The 22,638-nt window shown below is 68.4% G+C and carries 24 protein-coding genes and 4 pseudogenes; 10 read left to right on the top strand and 18 right to left on the bottom strand.

Features of this window, described 5'->3' with window-relative positions; all coding sequences use genetic code 11:
* Positions 1-276: 276 nt before the first annotated feature.
* Positions 277-1,140: a restriction endonuclease gene (locus ACH4TP_RS31340; protein ID WP_398439798.1), complete on the top strand. Its 864-nt coding sequence runs from the start codon at positions 277-279 to the stop codon at positions 1,138-1,140.
* Positions 1,141-1,393: 253 nt separating this feature from the next.
* Here ACH4TP_RS31340 and ACH4TP_RS31335 read toward each other — a convergent pair whose 3' ends face one another.
* Complete coding sequence (locus tag ACH4TP_RS31335; RefSeq protein ID WP_398180534.1) at positions 1,394-1,855, bottom strand: RICIN domain-containing protein; 462 nt, start codon at positions 1,853-1,855, stop codon at positions 1,394-1,396.
* Between the two features lie 198 nt (positions 1,856-2,053).
* Here ACH4TP_RS31335 and ACH4TP_RS31330 point away from each other — a divergent pair, with 198 nt between their 5' ends.
* Positions 2,054-2,188 carry a hypothetical protein gene (locus ACH4TP_RS31330; RefSeq protein WP_398180531.1) on the top strand — a complete coding sequence of 45 codons (135 nt, stop codon included), beginning with the start codon at positions 2,054-2,056 and terminating at the stop codon, positions 2,186-2,188.
* A 387-nt stretch (positions 2,189-2,575) separates the two neighbouring features.
* Here the strand turns inward: ACH4TP_RS31330 and ACH4TP_RS31325 are convergent, their stop codons facing one another.
* Together ACH4TP_RS31325 and ACH4TP_RS31320 are read right to left on the bottom strand one after the other, a co-directional pair.
* Positions 2,576-3,535 (bottom strand): alpha/beta hydrolase, encoded by a 960-nt coding sequence (locus tag ACH4TP_RS31325; protein ID WP_398439797.1) that lies wholly within the window; start codon positions 3,533-3,535, stop codon positions 2,576-2,578.
* A 25-nt stretch (positions 3,536-3,560) separates the two neighbouring features.
* Positions 3,561-3,878, bottom strand: coding sequence for a putative quinol monooxygenase (locus ACH4TP_RS31320; protein ID WP_398180517.1), 318 nt, complete (start codon positions 3,876-3,878; stop codon positions 3,561-3,563).
* A gap of 143 nt (positions 3,879-4,021) precedes the next feature.
* On the opposite strand from ACH4TP_RS31320, the gene ACH4TP_RS31315 reads away from it, so the two are divergent.
* Positions 4,022-4,927, top strand: coding sequence for an AraC family transcriptional regulator N-terminal domain-containing protein (locus ACH4TP_RS31315; protein WP_398439796.1), 906 nt, complete (start codon positions 4,022-4,024; stop codon positions 4,925-4,927).
* Between the two features lie 164 nt (positions 4,928-5,091).
* Positions 5,092-5,841: an SDR family oxidoreductase gene (locus ACH4TP_RS31310; protein ID WP_398180512.1), complete on the top strand. Its 750-nt coding sequence runs from the start codon at positions 5,092-5,094 to the stop codon at positions 5,839-5,841.
* 148 nt (positions 5,842-5,989) lie between these two features.
* Here ACH4TP_RS31310 and ACH4TP_RS31305 read toward each other — a convergent pair.
* From ACH4TP_RS31305 to ACH4TP_RS31295, 3 genes and pseudogenes are all read right to left on the bottom strand, one after another.
* Positions 5,990-6,214: pseudogene (locus tag ACH4TP_RS31305) on the bottom strand (integrase core domain-containing protein); the annotation flags it as partial.
* Between the two features lie 99 nt (positions 6,215-6,313).
* Positions 6,314-7,192, bottom strand: a complete 879-nt coding sequence (locus ACH4TP_RS31300) for an NADP-dependent oxidoreductase (RefSeq protein ID WP_398439795.1) — start codon at positions 7,190-7,192, stop codon at positions 6,314-6,316.
* A gap of 39 nt (positions 7,193-7,231) precedes the next feature.
* The gene (locus ACH4TP_RS31295) at positions 7,232-8,416 is read right to left on the bottom strand and encodes an MFS transporter (RefSeq protein ID WP_398439794.1); all 1,185 of its coding nucleotides are present in this window, start codon (positions 8,414-8,416) and stop codon (positions 7,232-7,234) included.
* Positions 8,417-8,495: 79 nt separating this feature from the next.
* Here ACH4TP_RS31295 and ACH4TP_RS31290 point away from each other — a divergent pair, with 79 nt between their 5' ends.
* A complete protein-coding gene (locus ACH4TP_RS31290; protein ID WP_398439793.1) occupies positions 8,496-8,900 on the top strand; it encodes a MerR family transcriptional regulator in 405 nt (134 codons plus the stop codon).
* Positions 8,901-9,045: 145 nt separating this feature from the next.
* Positions 9,046-9,282, top strand: a complete 237-nt coding sequence (locus ACH4TP_RS31285) for a hypothetical protein (RefSeq protein ID WP_398439792.1) — start codon at positions 9,046-9,048, stop codon at positions 9,280-9,282.
* A gap of 2 nt (positions 9,283-9,284) precedes the next feature.
* Here ACH4TP_RS31285 and ACH4TP_RS31280 read toward each other — a convergent pair whose 3' ends face one another.
* Positions 9,285-10,406, bottom strand: a complete 1,122-nt coding sequence (locus ACH4TP_RS31280; RefSeq protein ID WP_398439791.1) for an IS630 family transposase — start codon at positions 10,404-10,406, stop codon at positions 9,285-9,287.
* A 152-nt stretch (positions 10,407-10,558) separates the two neighbouring features.
* Positions 10,559-11,200: a nucleotidyltransferase domain-containing protein gene (locus tag ACH4TP_RS31275; protein ID WP_398439790.1), complete on the bottom strand. Its 642-nt coding sequence runs from the start codon at positions 11,198-11,200 to the stop codon at positions 10,559-10,561.
* Between the two features lie 387 nt (positions 11,201-11,587).
* Between ACH4TP_RS31275 and ACH4TP_RS31270 the strand changes: the two are divergent.
* Positions 11,588-11,704: pseudogene (locus ACH4TP_RS31270) on the top strand (IS5/IS1182 family transposase); the annotation flags it as partial.
* 11 nt (positions 11,705-11,715) lie between these two features.
* Here ACH4TP_RS31270 and ACH4TP_RS31265 read toward each other — a convergent pair.
* The 6 genes from ACH4TP_RS31265 to ACH4TP_RS31240 all read right to left on the bottom strand — a co-directional run bounded on the left by ACH4TP_RS31265 (position 11,716) and on the right by ACH4TP_RS31240 (position 16,544).
* Positions 11,716-12,234, bottom strand: a complete 519-nt coding sequence (locus tag ACH4TP_RS31265) for a hypothetical protein (protein WP_398439789.1) — start codon at positions 12,232-12,234, stop codon at positions 11,716-11,718.
* Positions 12,235-12,603: 369 nt separating this feature from the next.
* Positions 12,604-12,936: a hypothetical protein gene (locus tag ACH4TP_RS31260; RefSeq protein WP_398439788.1), complete on the bottom strand. Its 333-nt coding sequence runs from the start codon at positions 12,934-12,936 to the stop codon at positions 12,604-12,606.
* A gap of 47 nt (positions 12,937-12,983) precedes the next feature.
* Entirely contained in the window at positions 12,984-14,381 is a 1,398-nt protein-coding gene (locus ACH4TP_RS31255; RefSeq protein ID WP_398439787.1) for a hypothetical protein, read from the bottom strand.
* A gap of 296 nt (positions 14,382-14,677) precedes the next feature.
* Positions 14,678-14,998, bottom strand: coding sequence for a helix-turn-helix transcriptional regulator (locus ACH4TP_RS31250; protein WP_067344253.1), 321 nt, complete (start codon positions 14,996-14,998; stop codon positions 14,678-14,680).
* Positions 14,999-15,016: 18 nt separating this feature from the next.
* Complete coding sequence (locus ACH4TP_RS31245) at positions 15,017-16,078, bottom strand: tyrosine-type recombinase/integrase (RefSeq protein WP_398439786.1); 1,062 nt, start codon at positions 16,076-16,078, stop codon at positions 15,017-15,019.
* Positions 16,079-16,160: 82 nt separating this feature from the next.
* Entirely contained in the window at positions 16,161-16,544 is a 384-nt protein-coding gene (locus tag ACH4TP_RS31240) for a hypothetical protein (protein WP_398439785.1), read from the bottom strand.
* Between the two features lie 454 nt (positions 16,545-16,998).
* Between ACH4TP_RS31240 and ACH4TP_RS31235 the strand changes: the two genes are divergently transcribed.
* Positions 16,999-17,787 carry an SDR family oxidoreductase gene (locus ACH4TP_RS31235; protein WP_398439784.1) on the top strand — a complete coding sequence of 263 codons (789 nt, stop codon included), beginning with the start codon at positions 16,999-17,001 and terminating at the stop codon, positions 17,785-17,787.
* 13 nt (positions 17,788-17,800) lie between these two features.
* Here ACH4TP_RS31235 and ACH4TP_RS31230 read toward each other — a convergent pair.
* The 3 genes and pseudogenes from ACH4TP_RS31230 to ACH4TP_RS31220 all read right to left on the bottom strand — a co-directional run.
* A pseudogene (locus ACH4TP_RS31230) lies at positions 17,801-18,121 on the bottom strand (transposase); the annotation flags it as partial.
* Positions 18,081-18,341 carry a hypothetical protein gene (locus ACH4TP_RS31225; protein ID WP_398439782.1) on the bottom strand — a complete coding sequence of 87 codons (261 nt, stop codon included), beginning with the start codon at positions 18,339-18,341 and terminating at the stop codon, positions 18,081-18,083. The pseudogene ACH4TP_RS31230 and the gene ACH4TP_RS31225, both read right to left, overlap by 41 nt.
* A gap of 23 nt (positions 18,342-18,364) precedes the next feature.
* Positions 18,365-18,613 carry a transposase gene (locus tag ACH4TP_RS31220; protein WP_398439910.1) on the bottom strand — a complete coding sequence of 83 codons (249 nt, stop codon included), beginning with the start codon at positions 18,611-18,613 and terminating at the stop codon, positions 18,365-18,367.
* A gap of 288 nt (positions 18,614-18,901) precedes the next feature.
* Between ACH4TP_RS31220 and ACH4TP_RS31215 the strand changes: the two genes are divergently transcribed.
* Together ACH4TP_RS31215 and ACH4TP_RS31210 are read left to right on the top strand one after the other, a co-directional pair.
* A protein-coding gene (locus tag ACH4TP_RS31215; RefSeq protein WP_398439909.1) for an IS5 family transposase occupies positions 18,902-19,731 on the top strand; the annotation gives its coding sequence in 2 pieces (ribosomal slippage) (positions 18,902-19,241 and positions 19,241-19,731; 831 coding nt in all).
* A 353-nt stretch (positions 19,732-20,084) separates the two neighbouring features.
* Entirely contained in the window at positions 20,085-21,665 is a 1,581-nt protein-coding gene (locus ACH4TP_RS31210) for a carboxylesterase/lipase family protein (RefSeq protein ID WP_398439781.1), read from the top strand.
* Positions 21,666-22,046: 381 nt separating this feature from the next.
* On the opposite strand, the pseudogene ACH4TP_RS31205 reads toward ACH4TP_RS31210, so the two are convergent.
* Positions 22,047-22,638 (bottom strand): annotated as a pseudogene (locus tag ACH4TP_RS31205) (transposase); the annotation flags it as partial.

Genomic DNA, 22,638 nt, shown 5'->3' with positions numbered 1-22,638 from the left:
CCCGATGGGCCGCCGGACCGGGACCCCGGGGCTGGTCCGAAAGGGAAGGTCGGGGACGGGACAGCGTGTACGGCACGTCTGCTGCCGGACCCGGACAGCCGTGTGGAGGAGGGTGCCCTCGGCACTGTGACCGTCCGCCGGGCACCGCCCCGGTTGTTGCCGATCCCGCCATGCCGCCTGCCATCGGCCCCGGGGCGTTGGCCCACCTGGCCGTCGACCCCGGAGGGTTTCGAGCACACGATCGCCGCGCTGTGCGCCCAGGACGGCTGTTCCCCCGTGGAGGTGGTCGGCGGCGCCGGCGACCTCGGCGCAGACGTGATCGCGACGACCACCGACAGGAGACGTGTGGTCCTCCAGTACAAGCAGTACGGGGAGGAGCACCGGGCCGGCTCTCCTGACCTCCAGCGACTCGGCGGCACCTGCTACGCCGTGCACGAGGCCGACGTGGCCATCATCGTCACCACCAGCTCCTTCACGGAACCGGCCCTGGAGTACGCGGCTTCCTGCGGGATGGTCTGCGTCGAAGGTACGGAGCCGGCGACCTGGACCGCGTCGACGGCGCCGGCCCCCTGGGCAGCCCGGGTGGGCGAACCGGTGCCTGGCACCCGGGACGGAATGATCCTCTGCCTCTGCCCCCAGGGCCGAGCACTTCCTCGCGGCTCTGTTCACGTCGTTGGGTTCTGGCGTACAAAGCCACCCCCGTCGCCCGCCGCGGCCTGGCCCGCCTCGCCCGCTTCGCCGGCGGCTTCCCCGCCGCCCACGCGGGTCGTCCCCGACCTCGGCTGGCACCAGCACCGGCACCGGCCACAGCGCCTGGACCACGCCCACGTCCTACGCGAGGAGATCCGCGTCTCCGGCGTCGCCATCGCCACCGCGATCCTCAAGCTCGCCGTCTGCTTCCACCAAGCCGTCCTCAGCGACAACCAAGGCATGACCGAGACCATCGCCCGGCTTCGCGACCTCACCGACAGCGGCGACTACGCGTACTACACCGACATCGCTGCCTTCATGGCTGACCGTCCCGGCCTGCGCCGGGCAGAGCCGCGCACCACTCCCGCCCCGCACTCGGGGTCATGCCGCTGCCTCAGGCAGGCCGTGAAGCACAGCCCGGAGCACTGCGTCAGGCCACAAAAGATGTGAACTCTGATAGCGCATCCAAAGGTTGTCAGATGTAAGATCTCCGGCTTCCCCAGCTTTACGGATGGAGCCACCTGCCCGGGGACTTCTGATCGATAGCCCAGAGCCTATCGGAGAGATCGGTTTTGAAGGCGGATGACCCCGGCGAGAAGTGTTCGCCAGGATCCTCCGCCTTCTGCTGGTCGGTCAGCGGCGCGGGCGTCATCGGGTGATGCTCTGATTCCTTCCACTATTGAGCGCCGCTTGAGTCAGCGGCTCAAGCTGACTTCTGACGCCAGTAGTGGTCCGGCCAGCTTCCGCACTGGTAGATGATCACCGAGGCAGCTTCCTGCTGGCTCCCGTCCAGAACTGCGAGGCACTTGTCGCTGTTCCAGTTCTTGACGTGGTAGCCGCGTGTATTCGCGTCGTAGTCGTCGATCCGCCAGAACTGGTCGGCGTAGACCCCACATGGGTACTGCGTGGCCCTTGCGAAGTTCTCCGTCTGGGCGGCGTCGACGGACAGACACAACCCGCTATGCCGGTTCCTTATCGTGTACCAGGCGACTCCCTGCTTCATATCTTGGTACTTCAGGTACCAGAACTGGTCCGCGTAGTTGTTGCAGCTGAACTGGTTGAGGTAGGCAAAACTCGTCGCCGCCCCCGGAACGGACAGACACCTTCCGGAATTCGCGTTCACCAGCAGGAAGTCTCCCGGGTCGGCGTAGCTGTTACCGGACACACCGACGAGCAGAGCGACCGACGCAAGCACCGAACCGATCAATCGTCGTACTGATCTCATTCTTGTGCCCTCCGGTAGTGGAAGCACACATGTTGAGGGCGCCGGCCTCGGCCTACAAGGGAGCGGCAGGTGGAGGATTGTGTCGACAGCGGCATTTGGCTGGTTCCTCGCCAGGCCTGGCTGACGAGGAACCAGCTGATGGCGAGGGCTGCGTCCCACCGAAAGGCCAACGTCAAGCTGCAGGAGTCCACCAACACCTGTCTCGAGCACGGCGCCACGATCGACGCCCTGCGGGCCGCAGGCGACGAAGCGGAGCCCACCGCCACAGCCTGACCGCCGGCTTCAATGCGGGTCCGCCCCTCTTCAGCGGGCACCGTGGCCCGCGGGCCCGGCGCTCGCCGCCCTTCCGGGGTGAAGGCCTACGACGAGCTGGAGGCGATCGTCACCAGGTCGGCCCCAAAACCGCCCAAGCCCTGGCTCTCGAACAGGACAAGGCGATGCCCGCAGTGCCCTCAGCCCTCAGCCCTCAGCCCTCAGCCCTCGCCCCTCGGTCCTCGGCCCTCAGTAAACACGCGCTCGATCCCTGGCGCTGAGCCGGTCCGGGGAAGTCCGGTGCTGACCGGCTGCCCGCCCCACCGACGCCACCACACTGTCTCCACGGGGGTCTGGGGCCGGAGCCCTCCCCAGGAGCTCTTTCCGGCAGACACCTCAGCGCGGCGGCTAGTCGTCACGCAGGACCCGGGCCAGCCAGTCGGTGCGGGTGCGGCGGGCCGTGGCCGAGATGTGCGCCTGCGGGTACAGCGCGTCGAAGCCGTGGAAGCCGCCCGCCCAGACGTGGAGTTCGGCCTGGCCGCCGGCCGCCCAGATACGGGTGGCGTAGTCGGTGTCCTCGTCGCGGAAGACCTCCGCGGAGCCGGTGTCGACGTAGGTGGTCGGCAGCCCCGAGAGGTCCGTGGCCAGCGCGGGCGAGACGTATTGGGGCACCTCGTCGTCGCTGAGGCCGCCGAGGAGACTGCGCCAGCCGAACTCGTTCATCTGGCGGGTCCAGACGCCGGGTGTGCCGGCGTACTGACGGCTGGAGGTGCTGGTGTTGCGGTGGTCGAGCATGGGGCAGATCAGCATCTGGGCGGCGATCGCCGGGGTGCCGCGGTCGCGGGCCAGCAGGGTGACGCCGGCGGCGAGGCCGCCGCCCGCGCTGGCGCCCGCGACGACGATCCGGGTGGGGTCGATGCCCAGTTCGGTGGCGTGCCCGGCGATCCAGAGCAGTCCCTGGTAGCAGTCCTCGACCAGGGCGGTGCCGGTGGCCTCCGGTGCGAGTCGGTAGTCCACGGAGACCACGACCGCGCCGAATTCGTCGAGCCACTCCAGTGGTATGTCGATCTGCGCGAAGCGGTCGCCCATCACCATCCCGCCGCCGTGCATCCAGTAGACGCAGGGCGCGGCGGTGGTGCGATCGGTGTTCGCGGGGCTGAAGACCGACAGGGGGATCAGGGTGCCGTCCTCGGCGGGCACGGTGACATCGCGCCGGTCGGCCTGCCGGTGCGCGAGGAGGGATTCGACGGGCGCCGAGGGGAGCTCGCGCAGGTGGGCGAGTACGTCCGGGCTGAGCTCGGACATCAGCGGCATGTCGCTGAGCAGCTCGTGCAGTTCGGGGTCCAGGGCGGGGCGTGCGATGGTCATGGCCTTCTCCTTTACGTGGGGCGGGTCAGAACGCGGCCTTGCCGCGGACCGGGACGTAGTCGGTGTACTCGGACTCCTTGGCCAGCAGTTCACCGATCCGGGCAACGATGGCCTGGGCGGTCTCGCCGGCGAAGATCCGGTGGTGGTCCTCCTCGCTGGTCCAGCCCTCGGTGACGTGGACAACGTCGGGGTCGGACGCGGAGCGGGAGACGAGGTAGACGACGCAGTGTTCGCTCGCGCCGGGGCTGCCCTCGTCCAGGCCGGTCAGCAGCAGGTCGACGAGCCGGTCGCCCATTCCGGGCCGGGCGGTTAGGGTGGCGTTGAAGCCGTAGTTGACAGTCATGGAATCCTTCTTCTCTCTGCTGGAGTGAGGTGATTCCATTGAACTGGTCTGACCTGCGGAAATGTTAGAACGATACTCGCCCGCAGTTGCACGATCCTCGCGAATACGGGAGCCATGCTCCGGAGTGGTGCTGCAATGGACGCATGCATCTCGAAGAGCTCCGCACCCTGCTGGCCCGTCATGCCCGCCCCGACTGGACCACGGCGATCGACGGCGTACTGATCTCGAAGGTCGACCGGGCGGATCCGCCGGAGCCTTCCATGTCCGGCACGGTGCTCGCGGTCATCGCCCAAGGCGCCAAACGCCTCGCCCTGGGCGACCGGGTCTACGAGTACGGCGCCGGGCAGTACCTGATCGCTTCCGTCGACCTGCCCGTCACCGGGCAGTTCACCCGGGCCGACGCCGAGCATCCGGCGCTGGGGTTCGGCCTCGTACTGGAACCTTCCGCCGTCGCCGAGTTGCTGCTGCAGGCCGGTCCCGGGGACACCCCCCGCACCGGCACGGGCGTGCCGTCGGGGATCGCCGTCAGCGACGCCCCGCCCGCGCTGCTCGACGCGGTGGTCCGGCTGCTGCGCCTGCTCGACGAACCCCGCGACCGCGCCGTACTGGCCCCGCTGGTCAAACGCGAGATCCTGTGGCGGCTGATCACCGGCGAGCAGGGTGCGGCGGTGCGCCAGCTCGGTCTCGCGGACAGCGGCCTCAGCCATGTCTCCCGGGCTGTGCGCTGGATCCGGCAGCACTACGCCGAACCCTTCCGGGTCGAGGACGTGGCACGGCTGTCGGGCATGAGCGTCTCCGCCTTCTACCGCAACTTCCAGGCGGTGACGGCAATGAGCCCCATCCAGTTCCAGAAGCAGATCCGACTGCAGGAGGCCCGGCTGCTCCTCGCCACTCACCCGAACGACGTCACCGGCGTCGGCCACCGCGTCGGCTACGACAACCCGTCACAGTTCAGCCGCGAGTACCGCCGCCAGTTCGGCGCACCGCCCAGCCGGGACGCGGCCCGCCTGCGGGACTCCGCACGTACGCCGGCGGCCATCCTGCCCTGATGGTGGGGGCTCGACAGCCGAGGAGGATCGTGCAAGTGAAGACGAGGATAGTTCTACTGTTTATGCAGGCCAGAGCGATTCAATGGGGATAGAAGTTCTTCCGTGGAGCAGGAAAATGCCTGTCGCTCCGCGACTCCGCCCCCTCACATCGCAGAGGTCACACCATGAAGACAGTCCTGATCACCGGCAGCTCGTCCGGTTACGGGCGGGAGACCGCCCTCCACTTCCACGCGCGGGGTTGGAACGTCATCGCCACGATGCGCACGCCGCGTACGGACGTCCTGCCCGAGTCGGACCGGCTGCGCGTCGTCGGGCTCGACGTGACCGAGCCCGAGAGCATCGCCGCCGCGTTCGAGGCGGCCGGCCCCGTCGACGTACTGGTCAACAACGCGGGTGTCCCCTCCATCAGCGTGTTCGAGGGGACCCCGATGGACCGAGTGCGGGAGGTCTTCGAAACCAACACGTTCGGCGTGATGGCGACGACGCAGGCGGTACTGCCCCAGTTCCGCGAACGCGGCTCCGGCGTGGTTGTCAACGTGACCTCCAGCGTGGTGCTGGGACACATGCCGCTCTCGGCCGTCTACAAGGCCAGCAAGATGGCCGTCGAGGGGTTCACCGCATCCCTCTCGCTCGAGCTCGCACCCTTCGGCGTACAGGCGAAGACGGTCGAGCCGGGCGCCTGTCTGACGACGAACTTCGCGGCCAGGGCGACGAACGGCGTCGCGCTGGACGCGCTGGTCCCGGCGCCGTACGCGCCGTGGGCGAGGAAGGCCATGGACGACTTCACGGGCCAGGACCTCTTCACCAAGGAGAGCGACGTCGCCGAGGCGGTGTGGCGGGCCGTGCACGACACGACCGGCCAGCTGCGGTTCCCGGCCGGTCCGGACGCGGTCCTGCTCGCCCAGGCGAAGTGATCGGGGCTGCGCCGCGACCTGGACGGCCTGCGGAACGCCTGCGGAGGCGCCCTCGGCGAAGAACGGCGCCCGGTCCCGACCACGACTTCGACGCCCGGTCGGTCGGCGAGCCAGGCCGCCGGGCCGGACGCCTCCCACTCCGCCAGCAGGAGGCCAGGACGTTGGTGACGCCTTCTCGTTGCCGAGCGGCCGGTGGTCGACCTCCTGCCGCGCTGTGGGGTGGGTGGTAGTTGTAGTGGATGTTCCGGACTCCGAGAGCTTCGCGGCGCTGGTCTTCGGACAGCCAGGTTCGGGCGTAGCGGAATTCCTCGGCGAGGATCCGGTGGTAGCGCTCCACCTTGCCGTTGTGTCCGGGCGTGTACGGCGTGAGACGAGGCGACGGCGTCCTTCGACGGACAGGGGTGCGTTGGCGTGTGGCAAGGGGATTCTTCCGGCAGCGATTGCGAAGCATCGGTGCCGGGCGGGATGCACTTCAGAAGGTGATGAGGATCTTGCCGAGCAGGCCGCCGGCTTCGAAGCGCTCGTGGGCGGCGCGGATGTCGGCGTAGGGGTAGCGGTCGGCGATCCGCAGGCGTAGTTCGTGGGTGTCGACGAGCTTGGCGAGATGCGCGAGATCGGTGGCGTTCTCCTGGACATAGCTCTTGCGGGCGCCGGGAACGTCGGGCAGGGGGTGGTCGGCGATGGAGACGTAGCGTCCGCCGGGAACGAGGGCGGTGGCTGTATCGATGCCGGCCGTGTCGAGAATCGCCTGATAGCGGCCGTGGGGCAGGTCGTCTCGGCGGTGCCAGACCTCCTGAGCGCCGAGCTCCCGGGCGGCGTGTTCGTGTCCGGGGCGGGAGACCAGGGCATCAACCTGAGCTCCGGTTTGACGGGCCAGTTGGACGGCCAGGCCGCCGACCGCCCCGGCGGCGCCGATGACCAGGATGCGCTCGCCGGCGGTCAATTCGGCGGTGCGCAGGGCCTGCAGGGCGCTCACCCCGGCCAGGGGCAGGGCCGCCGCGTCGGCCAACGGCACCGTGGCAGGCGCGGCGGTCACCAGACCGCCGGGCAGGGCCACGTGCTCGGCCCACGTACCGAGGCCGGTGGCGATCTGCGCCGACATGGCGATCACGGGTTCGCCCACTTCGTGGGCGGGGTCGGTGCTGGCGACGATACGGCCGGCCAGGTCCCAGCCGAGCGTGGCCGGCAGCGGCGGGCCAACCTGCCACGCGCGGGTCTTCCAGTCCACCGGGTTGAGGCTGCTGGCTGTGGTGCGGATGAGGACTTCGCCATCGGCGAGGGCGGGTTCAGCGATCTCGCGGACGGTCAGGACCTCAGGGCCGCCGTGGCGGTCGATCTGGACGGCATGCATGGTCAAGAGGAGACCTTCCAGGGGGTGAGGAGCGGCGGTTCAAACAGCGGTGGAGACCGCGGCGTTATCGGTACGTGACGCGGTATGGGCGCGGGGCAGGACCAGGTAGGTCAGGGCCAGGCCGGTCAGGCTCAGCACGGCCCCGGCCAGTCCGGTCCAGCGCAGCGCGCCCGCGGCCACGAGGAGCCCACCGAGGGCGGAACCGACGGCGGCGCCGAGGTTGAACGCGCCGACGTTGACGGAGACCGCCAGGGTCGGGGCCGCCCCGGCGTGGTGCAGGATCAGGCCCTGCAGCGGGGCGATGGTGGCGGTGGCGAGCAGGCCCAGGACGAGGACAGCGAGGACGGCGGTGGGCTGCCAGGCGGCGGCGAACGGCATGACCGCCAGCACACCGGTCAGGCCGCCGAATACCCCGCGCAGGGTCGCGGACATGGATTTGTCGGTCAGCTTGCCGGCAGCCAGGTTGCCCAGGAAACTGCCGACGCCGTACGTGAGCAGCAGGGCGGAGACGGCGGCCGGGGAGAAGTCGGCGACACGGGTGAGCAGCGGCGCGATGTAGGTGAACACGACGGCGACACCGGAGAAGCCGACCGCCGTGGTGGCGATCGCCAGCAGCACCGGCTTGCGGGTCACCACCCGCAACTCGTCACGCAAGCTCGCAGTGGGCGCCTGCTGCCTGGGCAGCACCAGTGCCAGCAACACGACGGCAGCCAGGGTGAGCGCGGTGAGCACCGCGAACGGGGCGCGCCATCCGGCGGCCTGCCCCAGCAGTGAGCCCAATGGCACCCCGAGCAACGTGGCGACGGTGAACCCGGAGGCCACGGTGGCGATCGCCGAACCGGTCCTGTGCTCGGGCACCACGCTTGTGGCCATCACCAGTGCCAGCGCCAGGAACGCAGCGTGGCTGAGCGAGGAGATCACCCGCCCGGCCAGCAGCACCCCGAACGTCGGGGCCAGCGCGCTGATTGCGCTACCCACGGCGAACAGCAGCATCAGACCCAGCGCCAGAACCTTGCGAGGCAGCCGCGCGGTCGCCATGGTCACCACGGGACCGCCGATCACCACCCCGAGCGCGTAGGCGGTCACCGCCTGCCCGGCGGTGCCCTGCGACACCTGAAGATCCGAACCGACCTCGGGCAGCATGCCCGCGACCAGGTATTCCGACGTGCCGACGACGAAGACGCTCGCGCACAGGGCGGCGAGCGAGGCGAAGCTCTTGCTCATGCCCCGAACGCTAGAGTTTCACATCGATGTGAGAGTCAAGCGGCGTTGCCGCCGCCATGACATCCGTAAGGAGGAGCACGTGCGGATCGGTGAGCTCTCCCGCAGGACCGGCGTACACGAACGACTGCTGCGCTACTACGAGGAGCAGCAATTGCTTCAGCCCGAGCGGCGCCCCAGCGGCTACCGCGAATACGACGAGGCGGACGTGGACACGGTGCGCCGCATCCGCAGCCTGCTCGCCGCCGGCCTGAGCACCGTCACCATCGCTACGGTCCTGCCCTGCCTGCGCGACGAGGGCGAGCGACTCGTGCCGACCTGCTCCGACCTTCTCGCCGACCTGTTCAAGGAACGCGAGCGGATCACCAAGGCCATCACCGACCTCGAAATCTCCCGGTCCGCGCTCGACGACGTCATCGCCGCCGCCCCCGCCGACGTCGCCGAACGCGCGACCGGCGCGGCAACTGCCCCCGCCTCCCCACGGTGACTGACACCACCTGAGCGGACAGCGCTGACCCTATGGCCACGACAGCTGACTTCTCACCGCTGCCAACAACGTGCCGGCCAGCAACACCTAGTGCTGTGACCGGAAAGGTTCACCGGGTCTGATCGTGTGATGGCAGGATCGGCTCGTGGATCTTTCCGAGGGCCTGGCTGCATGGACTGATTGGGACGGTGCTGCCTTCGTGGTGGGCCGCTCGTTGGGGATCTTTGAGGAGTCTGTGACGTTCACGCAGGTCAAGTCGGTGTTCTGGACGGACAACCCGTTGGGGAACGCGCTCCATGAGGTGCTTCTTCAGCTGGTCGCAGCGGGAGTGCTGGAGCGGCAGGAGGAACCGGACGAGCAGTTCCTGTGGTCGGGGCGATGACGTCAGGCCGCCGCTGGTAGAGGTCTGCCGCCCCAGCGGAGACCTCGTTCGCTGCGGATGCGTGCGTGTTCGCGTCGTTGGGCGGCCAGGACGTCGGGGTGGCGGGCGTTGTTGTTCCGCCAGCGCAGGTAGGCGTGCAGGGCCCGGGTCTGGACGGTGTGGTTCGGATGGTTGGAGTTGGCCAGGGTGAACTGCCGCAGCGGTCCGAAGTGGGCCTCGATGGGGTTGGCCCAGGACGCGTAGGTCGGGGTGAAACACAACTCGACCTTGTTCCGGGCCGCCCACCTGCGGATCTTCCAGTTCAGGTGGGCGGAGAGATTGTCGAGGATCACGTAGATCGGCCCGCCGTCCGGCCGGGCGGCGCGGATGGACCGCAGGGCGGCCCAGGTGTGGTCGATGCCCTTGCGGCGCCGGTTGATCCCCCACAGCTTGTCGTCGCCGACCGAGTAGCAGCCGTGGAAGTAGGTGATGCCGTGGGTACGGCGGTAGGTGGCCGGCAGTCGGTCGGGGTGGCTCTGTTCGGCCCAGCAGGAGCCGGCGGTGGGGCGGATGCCCAGCGGACCGAACTCGTCGAAGGCGAACGTGCGGTCCGGCCGCTCGTTGATTGCGTACTCGATTCGTTCCAGCTTGGCGTCGAATGCCGGGTCCGGGGACTCCTTCCAGGTCTTCGTCCGCTGGAAGGTGATCCCGTGGCGGGCCAGTAAGCACCGCAGGGCCTCGCGGCCGATCCGGACGGGCCGGGCGATGTTCCGACGCAGGTGATCGACCAGTTTGCGGACCGACCAGCGGCTGAAGGGTTTGCCCAGCATGGTGGGGCGGGTGGTGGCCGTCTGGATGACGAAGTTCTCGTCGTCACTGCTCAGCAGGCGGGGACGGCCTCCCGCCCACTGAGGGTTGAGGCATGCGAGCCCGATCTCGTTGAAGCGGTGGATCACGTCACGGACGGTGTCCTCGTCCGCCTGGACCAGACGCGCGATCACCGGGACCGTGCTGCCGCCGGCCGAGGCCAGCAGCATCATCGCCCGCCGAAACCGCACCGAACTCGTGCTGCCCCGCCGCACGGTCTGCTGAAGCTTCTGCCCCTCCTGCTCCGTCAGCCTCCGGACCCTGACCGGTGGTGCCATCCCGCCTCTCCTGCTGGTTGGAAGTCGCCACTTCCAACCAGCACAACGAGCAACCCGGTGAACCTATGCGGTCACGGCACTAGCAGCTTCGCTGGGCGGGACAGCCCCGGTTTTCGTTCCGATGTCCCAAGAGCTCACCGGTGGATGGTCGACTACAGGTGCGTGATCCAGGGATGCCCCGGGTGTACGCGGCCGAGCAGCTCAGCCAGGGTCCGCCTCTGAGCCAGGGTCATGTGCGGGACGGTCTCGTCGAAGTCCGACTGATCCTTCCGGCGGACATGCTTGGCCTTGAACAGCAGGACCAGTTCGGGTGCCAGATACGGGATACCGTCCTGGGTGTGGCGGATGATGCCGCTGTAGGGAAACCGGATCCGCTCATCGCGTCGGCAGATCCAGGTGTCTCCGTCGTGCGGTTCGCGGAACACGTCGACCAGGTAGTTTCCGGCGACCGGATCGCGGAGCCACGTCTGGTGTACGGCGGTCAGCACCTCCGGGGTGGCGTCCTCCCAGATCCGACCACTGCCTGCCGCGTCGAAGATGTAGCCGGGGAAACGGCGGCGGATCTCGGGAAAGCTCGCGGCCGGAATCGCGATCTCGATGTCCCCATGAGCGCGTGTCTGCCTACCGCGGAAGAGGTCCAGCGCCCAGCCCGCGGCCACGTACCAGGGTGCGCTGACCCCGGCCAACCGCTGCGCGACCTCACTCGGGGTCCAGCAGGACGACCACCTGGCATCGAGAGCTTCGATCTCGTCGGGTGACAGCTCGATGCCGCCGTCGGGCAGTTGTTCACTCACGGCAGGAACCTATCAGCGGCTCGAAGGCCCCCGGCCGCGTTCGACGGGGGAGGCCGACGGTGCCTGGAGCCATACGCCCCTGACGATCACGCAAAGTCACTACTGAACTTGATTGGGTGTTGCCGGAGCCGTTCGCCTGACGGCTGCCCGTCGGTTCCGGTAGCCCTGGGCTGTGAGTACGCGCAAGGCGGTGGGTCGACCGACGTCGAGAGGATGCACGGGACCGGATCCGGCTGCAGGCAGTGGAATGCTTCGAGGGCGGGAAGAGGAATCGGGAGACCGCTGTCGCGCTTCGGGTCAGCGAGCGGTCGGTGGCGCCGGACCTGGCGCGAGTGCGGGGATGCCGGGTCCGGTCGAAGGGATCTCCGGGCCGCCCGAGGCTCAGTCCGGCCCAGACCGCCAGACCAGAGGCGACTACTCCGCCGAGTCAGATGCTCCACCCGCCGCATCGGCACCATCGTCCAGGCCGTTCACACGCTGCTGACCTGCAGCTGTTCAGGATGAAAACGGCTCACTCACGGTTGCAAATTGAAGTGCGCGGGTCGCGGTGCCAGCGCGTTGGCCACCCGGTCCAGACGATCGGCGGACAGCGCGAAGCTGTTGACCGGGTTGTGGAAAGAGCATGCGTCGTCGTTGACGGAGAAACCGTGCTCGGCTGACGTCCAGCGCGCGGGGGCGGGAGCCCCTTGATCTTCCAGGAGAACAGCGGCGAGAGGTCCGGGGTCTTCCACGCTGGTGCGGGCGCGTAGCGCGTTCGCCAGGCGGTCAACGGCATCGTCGGGTATCTCGTCGCCCCCGAACGCCGGCAGCAGGAGCAGCAGGCGGGCATGCGGATCTGTGGTGCTGCCGCCGGGTAGCGCGTTGTCTGTGGCCGCGACGAACTCGGGCCAGGACAGGCCCGGTCCCATGAAGTGCCCGTCGTCGCGAGCGAGAAGCTCGGCGCGATCCCAGTCAGGGTGGTGGAGGAGGTAGTCGGTGTCGGTGTCGTCCGTGAACGGATGCGGCTCTGCACCGTTCATCACGGAGGACATCATGTCTCCCGGGCTCCGTGCCCTTGAGACCGGGCACACAAGCCGATCTTTGCGGGGCAGCCCTTAGATGATCAATTCCAAGGGGTGCCTGCGGCCTGCGGAGGGTACGGGGGTGGGCGGTCAGACGTCGGGGGCGACTTCGGGATGCGTGAACCGCACGGGCCTGCCCAGCGACCGGGCGTAGGCGATTTCGGCTCGGGTGCTGTCTCCGATGTAGTCGCCGACGAAAGCGCCTGAGTTCGCGATTTCTGAGACGCTGGCACCACGAACTTGGCCCTGCCGGCCGGGATCCTCAGCTGTGTACAGCTCGGTTCCGACTGATTCAGTGTCGAAGCACATGACGTTTTCGGTGTCCGGTGAGCCGATCGGTGGTCAGCCGACTTCAGGTACCGCGCCAGGCGGAGGAGGCTCCTCCGCGGTGACACGCCGGATGTGGCCTACCCACGAGTCCGGCGTCAGGGAAGACCACTCAACGTCGATCTCAACGCCGTGGAGTATGCGGGTGAGGTCCGCAAGCTGGGTAAAGATCGCCGTCTGCACCTCCTCAGGGGCCGCGTCGGAGGGCATCGGGATCTTGCCGCATCCGCCACCCGAGTCGTCAGCGATGAACGTGTAGGGCCACACGTCTTGCCCGGTCAGCAGGATGATCTCCTTCGGTATGCCAAAGGGGGGCCGCTTCTTCTTCGTCTTGGGTCGTCTCGCCACGGTGCCATCCAACCTGACGGACCGCGGGGTCAGGCACCCGCCTGGTCTCAGTCGGACAAGGGGTCGGGGTGGAATGTCCGGGTGTAGCGCAGTCCGGTGTCGGGGGTGATGTTGAAAACCGCGCACAGGTGTTGCGGGTCGGCGCCGGTGACGGCGGCCTCTTCGAGGATCCGGTCCTCGCGGAGTCGTTGGGCGGTGACCGGAAGATCCTTGAGCAAGGGCTGCATCCAGCCGATGGTGACCGGCGTGCGAGAGTGCGCGGTCTGCGAGCTGAGGAACAGGTGGGGGTTGCGGGTGTGTGGCCAGCGTGAGTGCCGGAGTCGGATGTAGTCAGCGGCGGCCTGACGGGTGAAGGCGTCGAGGGGGTGGTCGATGTTGTCGTGTACGAGCCGGCCACCGGTGAAGTCGATGGCAGCCAAGGGCAACTCGCGGGCCTGGTGGGGATAGAGCGCGTGAATGCCGATGAGGGCGACCAGCAGCTTCAGGGCGGGGTCGCTCTCGGCGGCCGCGGCCAATGCCTGGATCGCCTCGGCGCTCAGCGGCATGGGCACCGAGGTGGGCTTCGCCCCCAGTCGCAGGCCGCGTGCGGGGTTGGCGAACAGCAGCCGTTGGCTCTTGAGGGTCTTGAACATGTTGCGCAGCGCGACGGCACCGTTGTGCGGAGATGAGCAGTGGGCAAGCCACTCTGTGAGGTCGGCGCGCGTGACCTGGCGAAGGGTGCGGTAGCGCTTCGAGCAGTCGAGGAGGAATGGGGCCGAGGCGTTGACCTGGTTGCGGACGGTGTTGGGCGAACGGGGCCGGCGACGGGGCCCGCCGTATCGGACGATGCGGATCCACACGAGGGCTTCTGCACGGATCTCCGGGTGCACGTCGCTGAGCCGACGGTGGATCCACGCGTCGAGGGGATCGATGCGGTCGTCGTCGAGGAGGTCGAGGTGAGCGAGGACCTCGGTAACCCGGGTGATGGCACGTCTGACTTGCTGGCGCGGCAGAGTGGCAACGGTGCTGGCCTTGATACTTTCGTGCGGGCCGTGGACGGCGGTCAGCAGGTACAGGCTTCGCAGCACCCGCTCGCGCAAGACCGGTGACCAGCCTTGGGCCTCGGCGCTTGCCTCGGCCCGCGCGGAGACGTAGGCGGTGAAGGCGGGATCGATGGGCTCGACACCGGGAACGGTGACGCGCGACATGTCCCGCTCGGCGACGAACAGCGGCTCCTGACGCCACCGAGGCATCGCCCAGAATGGGCCGCCGACGAGCTGGTGCGCATCGGATGAGCCGCGCTCCCGCCTCCGGGCGGCAAGGTGGACCCGCCGAACCAGATCGGCGATGAACAGCTGCTGCCCGGTGGTGGCCGCGGTGGTGAGGTCCGGGCGCTGCCACGTCCGAGGAACGGCTTGGGCCTGGCAGCGGCACAGCCGGCATACCCCGTGCTTGAGGAGTGGCACGGTGCGACGGCAGGTCGCGCAAGTGCCGGTCTCGTGACCGCGGTTGCGTAAGGAAGTGCAGGCTGCACAGCGGCCGTGGCGGTGCCAGGTGCCCCAGGCGAGGCAGTCGCTACAGCTGTCCGCGTACGGCACGCGGGGATGACAGCGACGGCAGTAGCCGCCGACGTAGTAGGCGTCGCTGCCGCATGCTTTGCAGGTCGGCGGCGGAAGTTCGGGATGCAGACAGCTGAAGCAGCGGAGCCGGCCGTACTCCGCGACCTTGTCGCCGCACTGCTTGCACGGCCGGGGCCGCAGGTTCACAGCGGTGGCTCCGTCCGACCGACCCGACGTTCGATCCTGGGGTGCTCGCCCGCGACCGCCGCCGGGGCGGACGTGCTTGCGGGACGACGAGCGCGGGCCTTCTCGGGCTCCGGGGCCAGAAGGTCGTTGGGTTGGCAGCCCAAGACCTCGCAGATGATGTCGAGGTCGTCCAGACGGATGGTGACCGGCTGCCCGGACCACAGGTTTGACATCTTCCCCGCGCTGATCGTCAGGCCCGCGTCGGCGAGCATCGACTGCAGCTGCGAGGACTTCCAGATGTCGCGCTGCGCGGCGGCCAGCCGCAGGTTCCACTTCATTCCGGCTCCTGTCCTGGGCTATCCGGTGAACCGAGACGCGGCCCGCTGGCCGGCGGAAGTCCAGGCGTCCTCGATGTGGGTCTTGTTGACGTGCACGTAGATCATCGTGGTGTTGATCCAGCGATGACCGAGCAGCTCCTGGATGGCGACGACGTTCATGCCCTGTGCGTACAGATCGGACGCGGCGAAGTGCCGGAGCGCGTGCGGAGTAGCACGGCCGGACCAGCGAGGCAGGTGGCGCTGCACTGCCTCCGCCATCGCGCCCCGGATCGCGCTGGTGCTCACGCGCTTGCAGCGGCCAGCGGGATCGCGGCGCTCGGAGGGGAACAGCGGTGCACCGGGCTCATCGAGGTGCCCGTCGAACTCCCACCGCGGGCCCTGGAGCCACCATTCGAGGAGTTCACGAGAACCATTGATGAGCGGGACCAGGCGCTCCTTCTTCTGACCGCGGCTGCCCTTGCCGCGCAGCAGCACCTTGCCGAAGGTGCCCAGGTCCCAGCGGATGTCGTGGACTTCGAGCAGGCACAGTTCCGAGACCCGCGGGCCGATGAGGCTGGCCAGGCGGCATGCGGTGTAATTACGGACACACGGCGCGTACTTCCGAGCCGAATGTAGATCGTCGCGCCATCCGGCGAAGAGCCGATCGACGTCCGCGGCCGGCGGCGGGATCCGCACCCGCATGTTGGTCTTGCCTCGCGGGCGGTTGATCTCATCGACCGGGCACTGCACCAGCACGCCAGTCGCCGCGTGGATATCGGCCTGATGCCGCACCTCCAGGAACTCGAAGTACGTCGCCAGGGACTGCGCCTTGCGGACCTTCGTCAGCGTGGCCAGCCGTCGCTGGTCCTCACCGAAGAACCGGTCGAGGTCAGTCGGGACCAGCTCCCAGAGCGGGCGGCCGCACCAGCCGCGCACCTCCATCAGCGCATCCACGTCTCCGGAAATTGTCTCGTCGGCGATCCCGGCCGCAGCCCGGGCGAGCACGAACTCAGACAGCAGGTCCTGCTCGAAGGCCGCGATGTCCTGCGGCGACTCCAACAGCGGTCGAGATCGGATTGGTGCAACGACAGCGAGCGACATCCCGCCCCCTCAACTTCGCCATACTCAGCGAAATCTCAGACTGCCGGATGGAAGCTCATGAATTCTGATGCTTCCTCGATGTTCACCCTCGCGGGTGACACAGGGCTGTCGACGCACTCCGCAGGACCGGGGGCACCGCCCGCGGGGAGCGGGGCGATGGGGAACTCGGGCGCACATTCACAACGAGCACCTCATCAGCGAGCCGGATCTTCGCCCGGTGGAGATCGTCGAGTCGGACCTTCAGCGCCTCGGCCTCGACGGGGTCGGACCAAAGCTCGTGCGGCGACTTCATGTCGCAACCCGGCTTGACGACAATCTTTCCGGCTTCGGTCTCCCGCAGATCGGCCTCGGTCATCTCGGCCATGAAACGGGTGGAGCCGCAGATCGCGACGATACGCGGGAGCCTCAACAGCTTCTTCGCCTCGGCGAGCTTCTCCTCGGGAGTGAGCGGTTGCGGGTACGACACTGGTTCCTCCTGATGGTGTGGTCCAAAGCGTCCGGGAGCACGACTCACTCTTCGTCAGCCAGGGCCTTGGCGAACGCCTCTTCGGAGTCCGGCGAGCGGAGCAGGGGGCCGAGGAGCCTGTGAGTCACCGCGCCTTGCGCTCCTCGCAGTTCGACCAGAGTGACGCCTGTGCTCTCCTCGTAGGTGTCGCGCTGTACCGGTGGTTACTGGCGAAGATAGACGGTTGGTTCCATCAGCGTCGGTCACGGAGCCGGTCGGCTCCGACGGCTACCGCCCAGTTCCCGTGGTACCCCACGTCCTCGGAGATCAGGCGGATCAGGCGGATCAGCTCCAGCATGTGTCGGGCGAAGACGACGTGGACAGCATTTTCGAAGGAGTAATCGTCAAGACTTGTGGATGAGTTGAAGGAAAATCGGGTTGCCGTCGCCGTGCGGAGGCCGAACGATTGCGCCTTGTGACGAGTGCTGATGAGAAGCCCCTGTTCGAGTCCGCCAGACCGGTCGCGTTGGTGACCGGTGTCGGCCGGTCCATCGGGATCGGTGCGGGGATCGCTCACCGACTGGCCGAAGCAGGCTGGAATGTCGCCTTCACGTACTGGACGCCGTACGACGCGCGCATGGCCTGGGGCGTCGAGACCGACGCCGCGACCACCATCGCGAAGGCCCTGGAAGAACGGGGCGCCGACACGGTGGCGATCGAGGCGGACCTCACCGATCCTGAGGCCCCGGGGCGGGTCTTTGATCAGGTTGAGGGCCGTCTCGGCAACGTCACCGCGTTGGTGATGTGTCACTGCGAGTCGGTGGACTCGGGCCTGCTCGACACCACCCTGGAGAGCTTCGACCGCCACTTCGCGGTCAATACCCGTGCCTCCTGGCTACTGATCCGTGAGTTCGGCCGACGCTTCAACGGGACTCCGGGAACCGGACGCGTGATCGCCCTCACGAGCGACCACACCGTCGGCAACCTGCCCTACGGGGCGAGCAAGGGCGCACTCGACCGAATCACCCTGTCCGCTGCCCACGAACTCGCTCACCTCGGGATCACCGCCAACGTGATCAACCCGGGCCCGATCGACACCGGCTGGATGTCCGACGACATCCGAGACCACGTACTGCGCCAGACACCGCTGGGACGTCTGGGCAGCCCGCAGGACACCGCTGACCTGGTGGAATTCCTGTGCTCACCGCAGGGACAGTGGGTCAACGGCCAACTGTTGAAGAGCAATGGCGGTTTCGCCGGCTGACCGGCCGACCCGACTACGCGGCCTCTGGGCGCTCGACCAGGACGCCGTTCTCAAACCGGTCCCCCGCCCGGACGAGGGGCACCAGGTGGGCGCCGATGATCACACACCATCGGGCCTGGACGGACCCGACGAGCTCGAACGCCATCGCCAGCGCCGCGGCCGGACCGCCGGCCCCGCGGGTGCCCTTCGTACGGAGCTTGACCGTGGAGAACGTCGACTCGATCGGGTTCGTGCTCCTCAGGCGGCCCCAGTGCTCCGCCGGGAAGTCGTAGAACACCAGCAGTTCGTCCCGGTCATCGGTGATCCTCGCGACGGCCTTCGGGCTCTTCGCTCCGGAGGAGCCCAGCCAGCATGGCCAGGGACGGGCTCTCGATCCCAGCTATCAGCGCGTCCAGACCTGCCTGGATGAGCCTGTCCGACCCAACATGCCTGCCAAATGCCCTCTCACGCGCGAAGTGTCTGAACTGCTCGAGGGCGTCGTCGCTGGTCATCAAGGTCTTCTCCGTCGGCATCTGGAAGGGGAAGGCTTGCACATCCGCCGCCGCCGCTGCCATCGAGTTCCTCCCGTCGTCGGTGATCAGGACATGAGGACGCGCTTCCGCAGGAGGGCGAAGCCTGCGCGGCCGAACATCTGGCGCTTGAGCATCTTGATCCGGTTGACGTGCCCTTCCACGACGCCTGAGCTCCAGGGCAGAGTCAGGCCGGCGATCACGGCGTCGCGGTCGCGGTCGATGCCCGCGGCAAGGGTGCGGAGGCTGGGCAGGTCGTCCTGGCGGACGGCGTCGAGCCACTCAGGGAGTCGTTCGCCCCGGCGCTCGGTGAGCATCTGGGCGAAGGGCCCGGACGTGGCCGGTGAGGGCGTCAAGCTCGGAGCAGTCGGCCAGCACGGCCTTGAGCTGGAGTCGCTCGACTTCCGTGAGCGTCTCCGGGCGGCTGGGAATCCATCTGGCCACCTGGCGGGATGTCGGGGTTGTGCGGTGACCGGCCGGGCGAGGTGAGCTTCTTCCTGATGCAGGCGCTGACGATGCCGTAACTACCCTTGCAACCGAGCAGGACGATCTCCCCCCTAGGCGGTGTATTCAAATGATCTTGGGTAGTGGATCATGGTGGAGTGATATGTCGTCATGAGCTGTCCGATGCCGAGTGGGAGTTCGTGCGGCCGTTGCTGCCCGTGTCGTTGCGGGGACGGAAGCGGCGGGACGACCGCCGGGTGCTGAACGGGATCGTGTGGAAGTTCCGGACCGGGACAGCCTGGCGGGATGTGCCCGACCGTTACGGGCCATGGGCCACGCTCCACACCCGTTTCCGCAGGTGGGCCGCGGACGGCACGTTCGACCGGATGCTCCGGACCGCGCAGGCGAAGGCGGACGCGGCGGGCGACATCGACTGGCTGGTGTCGGTCGACTCCACGGTCGTCCGCGCCCACCAGCATGCGGCCGGGGCCCGAAAAGGGGGCTCCGCGACCCGGCCCTCGGCCGGTCCCGAGGCGGCCTGACCAGCAAGATCCATCTGGCCTGCGACGGGCGGGGCCGTCCACTCGCTCTCGTCGTCACGGGAGGCAACACCAACGACTGCACCCGGTTCACCGACGTGATGGAGGCGATCCGGGTGCCCAGGATCGGACCGGGGCGGCCCCGGGTCCGGCCCGATCACGTCCTGGGCGACAAGGGCTACAGCTCGAAAGCGATCCGCACCTGGCTCCGCCGCCGCGGCATCGCGCACACGATTCCCGAGCGGGCCGACCAGGCCCGCAACCGGGCCCGGCGCGGTAGCCGGGGCGGCCGCCCGCCGGCCTTCGACCGCGAGGCCTACAAGCACCGCAACGTCGTGGAACGGTGCTTCAACCGCCTGAAGCAGTGGCGCGGTATCGCCACCCGGTACGACAAGACCGCCGAGTCCTACGAAGCAGCGGTCACCCTCGCATCACTCCTGATGTGGGCGTGATGTCTGACGGCAGAACCATGCGCAGCGCGGTGTAGGGGAGATCGTGCGATTCAAGGCGATCAGGGTGCCGTCCGTGCAGCTCAGGCTTGCCCTGTCTGCCGCAGACAGGTGTGGTGCCGTCACCGGTTTCGGGTGAGGGAAGCCGAGGGCTGAGGGGCGCGCCGTCAGCCCTGCCGCGCGGATGCCGCCAGCGAGCGGATGGGCCGGCTGTCCAGGCCGGAGCACCCATTCACCCGTTTGAGTGATTGGCTGACGGGGGCGCCCTCGCCGAGATCGTTCTGATCATGATGGCCGTGAGCCGTCCCCGCGTCTGCGGTGGGCGGCGACCCCCAATCTGAAGACGAGGTGAGACCGTGTCCAGCGAGGTATGGCAGATCGATCTCGGGTACGGCCCGGTGTCCGGGCAGGTCAAAAACGGGATCGGAACGTTCCTCGGCGTCCCGTACGCGGAAGCCCCGACCGGCAACTTGCGGTACGGGGCTCCGGCGGCGTACTTCGGCGAGGGGGGCGGGATCGAGGCGAACGCGTTCGGTCCCGCCCCGTCCCGTGCCACCGACGGGATCTTCGATACGCTGCTGAGCGGTGATCCCGCGCTGGTGGGCGACGGCAACGTCCTGACGGTCAACGTGTGGGCGCCGCGCGAGCAGACCGGGCCCCGCCCGGTCATGGTCTGGTTCCACGGCGGCGCGTTCATGCGCGGCTCCTCCGCCGGCACCCTCTACGACGGTTCCGCCTTCGCGCGCGAGGGCGTGGTGCTGGTCACCTTCAACTACCGCCTCGGCATGGAAGGCTTCGGGTACCTCAACAACGGGACCAACAACCGCGGGCTGCACGACCAGATCGCGGCCCTGGGGTGGGTGCAGGACAACATCGCGGAGTTCGGCGGCGACAAGGACAACGTCACGGTCTTCGGCCAGTCGGCCGGCGCGATGAGCATCCTGGCACTGCTGTCCTCCGAATACGTCGCCGAGGACAACCTGTTCCACAAGGCCATCGTGCAGAGCGGCACCGCAAGCATCGGCCAGCGCCCCGAGGACGCGCGACGCCTGTCCATGGAGGTGGCCCTCCGCGTCAGTACCTACGCCCCCGAAGCGCACCTCCTCGCCCCGAAGGACCCCGGCGACGTGGTCAAGGCCCAGCAGCTCGCGCACAACGGCGTCGTCGAGACAGCCGACCGCAGCGCCTACGGCGACAGCACCATCGACTCGTGCGGCATGTCCTTCCAGCCCGTGATCGACGGAGGTCTGCTGCCCAAGGCCCCGATCGAGTCCCTCCGCGAAGGCGTGGGCTCGAAGATCCCGCTTCTGATCGGCACCACCACCGAAGAGCACCGCTTCTTCGTCGCGCCCTACCCCGACATCGCGAACGCCCAGGCCGACAAGCTCAAGGAACGGCTCTCCGTCTACGGCGCGCCCGCCAGCGCATACGACGTCTACAGCGCCAACGACACCGCGCCCTACACCCGCTCGACACCGGCCGAGGTGTTCGCGGCCGTGATGACCGACCGCCTCTTCCGCATCCCCAGCTACCACGTCGCCGAGACCCGGCAGCGCGAAGGCGCCGCCCCGGCCTACGTCTACGAGATCGGCTGGCGCTCGCCCGCGACGGCCGGCACCTCCCTCCCCATCGGCGCCGGCCACATCGTCGACCTCCCGTTCCTCTGGGACAGCCTCGACGCCCCCGGCGCCGACAAGCTCCTCGGCGCCACCCCGCCCGCCGAGCTGGCCAAGGCGATCCGCTCGCACTGGATCACGTTCGCGCGCACCGGCAAGCCCGGCGCCGACTGGCCCGCCTACGACACCGTCACCCGCCCGGTCATGACCTTCGCCAAGGACAACACCACCGCCAACGAGGTCGTCAGCGACCCCCGCTCCAAGGAACGCCAACTCTGGGACGGCGTGGACTTCCTCACCCCCGAGGTCGAGGAGGACTGAACCACCCCTCGGCCGCCTCCCACGCCCGGACCGGAACCGGTGGAAACCAACCGGACAGCCCGCGGCAGGAGGCAGCCGGCCCGGCAATCCCTACGACGTAACCCGCCACCGCCTCCGGCGCGGGATCCGGCGCCTCACCCCGAGGCGCCGGATGCCGGCCATCCGCGTCCTGCGTCATTTCCGCTGGTCGACCGCCCATGTCGGATCCCGTGTGCAGTCGCTGGTGTGGTCGCCCGTGACGACGCATGTGGGAGAACGGTCCCGGCCGTCGCAGACCAGGCGACTCTTGCTGACCAGCCACGCGGAACCGGCCAACGACCGGGATTCAGGGACATGATCCAACAGCCCCGGCCATTTTGAAGACACTGCCTAGCTTGATCTTTAACCTGTGCGGCGAGGCCGTGGGGTCGTCGACTTCTTCGCCTTCGGTTTCATGGTGTCTGTTTTGCGGACTGTGTGGACGTCGTGGCGTGGGGTCGGCCGGGTGTTCTTGCGTCCTGGCGGACGTCCTGGACCGGGGTGCGAAGATTTCGGTGCTCGGGCCGGGCAGGCGGCCTTGGGGCGGAGGTGCCGGAAGTCGCGACGGACTCGTGCGGGGGTGAGTCTGTCGGGCGGGCTGGGTGTCTCCCACGGCCGCCGGAGGTCTGCCGCCAGCGGGCGGGCAAGCCGTAGTTGGGCGAACGCCGCGAGGATCAGCCAGGTCCAGCGGTCGGCAGCTTCGGGGGTGCGGATCTTCGGGCAGGTCCAGCCCAGTGTCTGCTTGAACAGGCGGAAGGTGTGCTCGATGTCGAAGCGCCGCAGGAACGCCTGTCAGAGCAGGTCGATGTCGGCCGGGGTGGCGTCGGTGCCCGACCACCACAGCCAGACCGGCTTCGGTGTCGCGCCGCTGGGCAGGTGCTCGACCTGCAGGCGGATCACGGTCCCCTCGATCACCGGCAGGGCGCCCAGCTGGGCGGTCCAGGCCGAGCGGTGT

The sequence above is a fragment of the Streptomyces sp. NPDC021012 genome (assembly GCF_044333355.1).
Lineage (GTDB): Bacteria > Actinomycetota > Actinomycetes > Streptomycetales > Streptomycetaceae > Streptomyces.
This window is presented reverse-complemented; position numbering and strand designations above follow the sequence as displayed.

Coding starts and splice junctions, on each gene's coding strand:
- ACH4TP_RS31250 (WP_067344253.1), bottom strand. CDS start 14,998: ATGAAGTGGAACCTGCGGCTGGCCGCCGCGCAGCGCGACATCTGGAAG.
- ACH4TP_RS31310 (WP_398180512.1), top strand. CDS start 5,092: ATGAAGACAGTCCTGATCACCGGCAGCTCGTCCGGTTACGGGCGGGAG.
- ACH4TP_RS31280 (WP_398439791.1), bottom strand. CDS start 10,406: ATGGCACCACCGGTCAGGGTCCGGAGGCTGACGGAGCAGGAGGGGCAG.
- ACH4TP_RS31325 (WP_398439797.1), bottom strand. CDS start 3,535: ATGACCATCGCACGCCCCGCCCTGGACCCCGAACTGCACGAGCTGCTC.
- ACH4TP_RS31330 (WP_398180531.1), top strand. CDS start 2,054: ATGGCGAGGGCTGCGTCCCACCGAAAGGCCAACGTCAAGCTGCAGGAG.
- ACH4TP_RS31225 (WP_398439782.1), bottom strand. CDS start 18,341: ATGGCAGCGGCGGCGGCGGATGTGCAAGCCTTCCCCTTCCAGATGCCG.
- ACH4TP_RS31245 (WP_398439786.1), bottom strand. CDS start 16,078: ATGTCGCTCGCTGTCGTTGCACCAATCCGATCTCGACCGCTGTTGGAG.
- ACH4TP_RS31265 (WP_398439789.1), bottom strand. CDS start 12,234: ATGATGTCCTCCGTGATGAACGGTGCAGAGCCGCATCCGTTCACGGAC.
- ACH4TP_RS31315 (WP_398439796.1), top strand. CDS start 4,022: ATGCATCTCGAAGAGCTCCGCACCCTGCTGGCCCGTCATGCCCGCCCC.
- ACH4TP_RS31320 (WP_398180517.1), bottom strand. CDS start 3,878: ATGACTGTCAACTACGGCTTCAACGCCACCCTAACCGCCCGGCCCGGA.
- ACH4TP_RS31300 (WP_398439795.1), bottom strand. CDS start 7,192: ATGCATGCCGTCCAGATCGACCGCCACGGCGGCCCTGAGGTCCTGACC.
- ACH4TP_RS31220 (WP_398439910.1), bottom strand. CDS start 18,613: ATGCTCACCGAGCGCCGGGGCGAACGACTCCCTGAGTGGCTCGACGCC.
- ACH4TP_RS31295 (WP_398439794.1), bottom strand. CDS start 8,416: ATGAGCAAGAGCTTCGCCTCGCTCGCCGCCCTGTGCGCGAGCGTCTTC.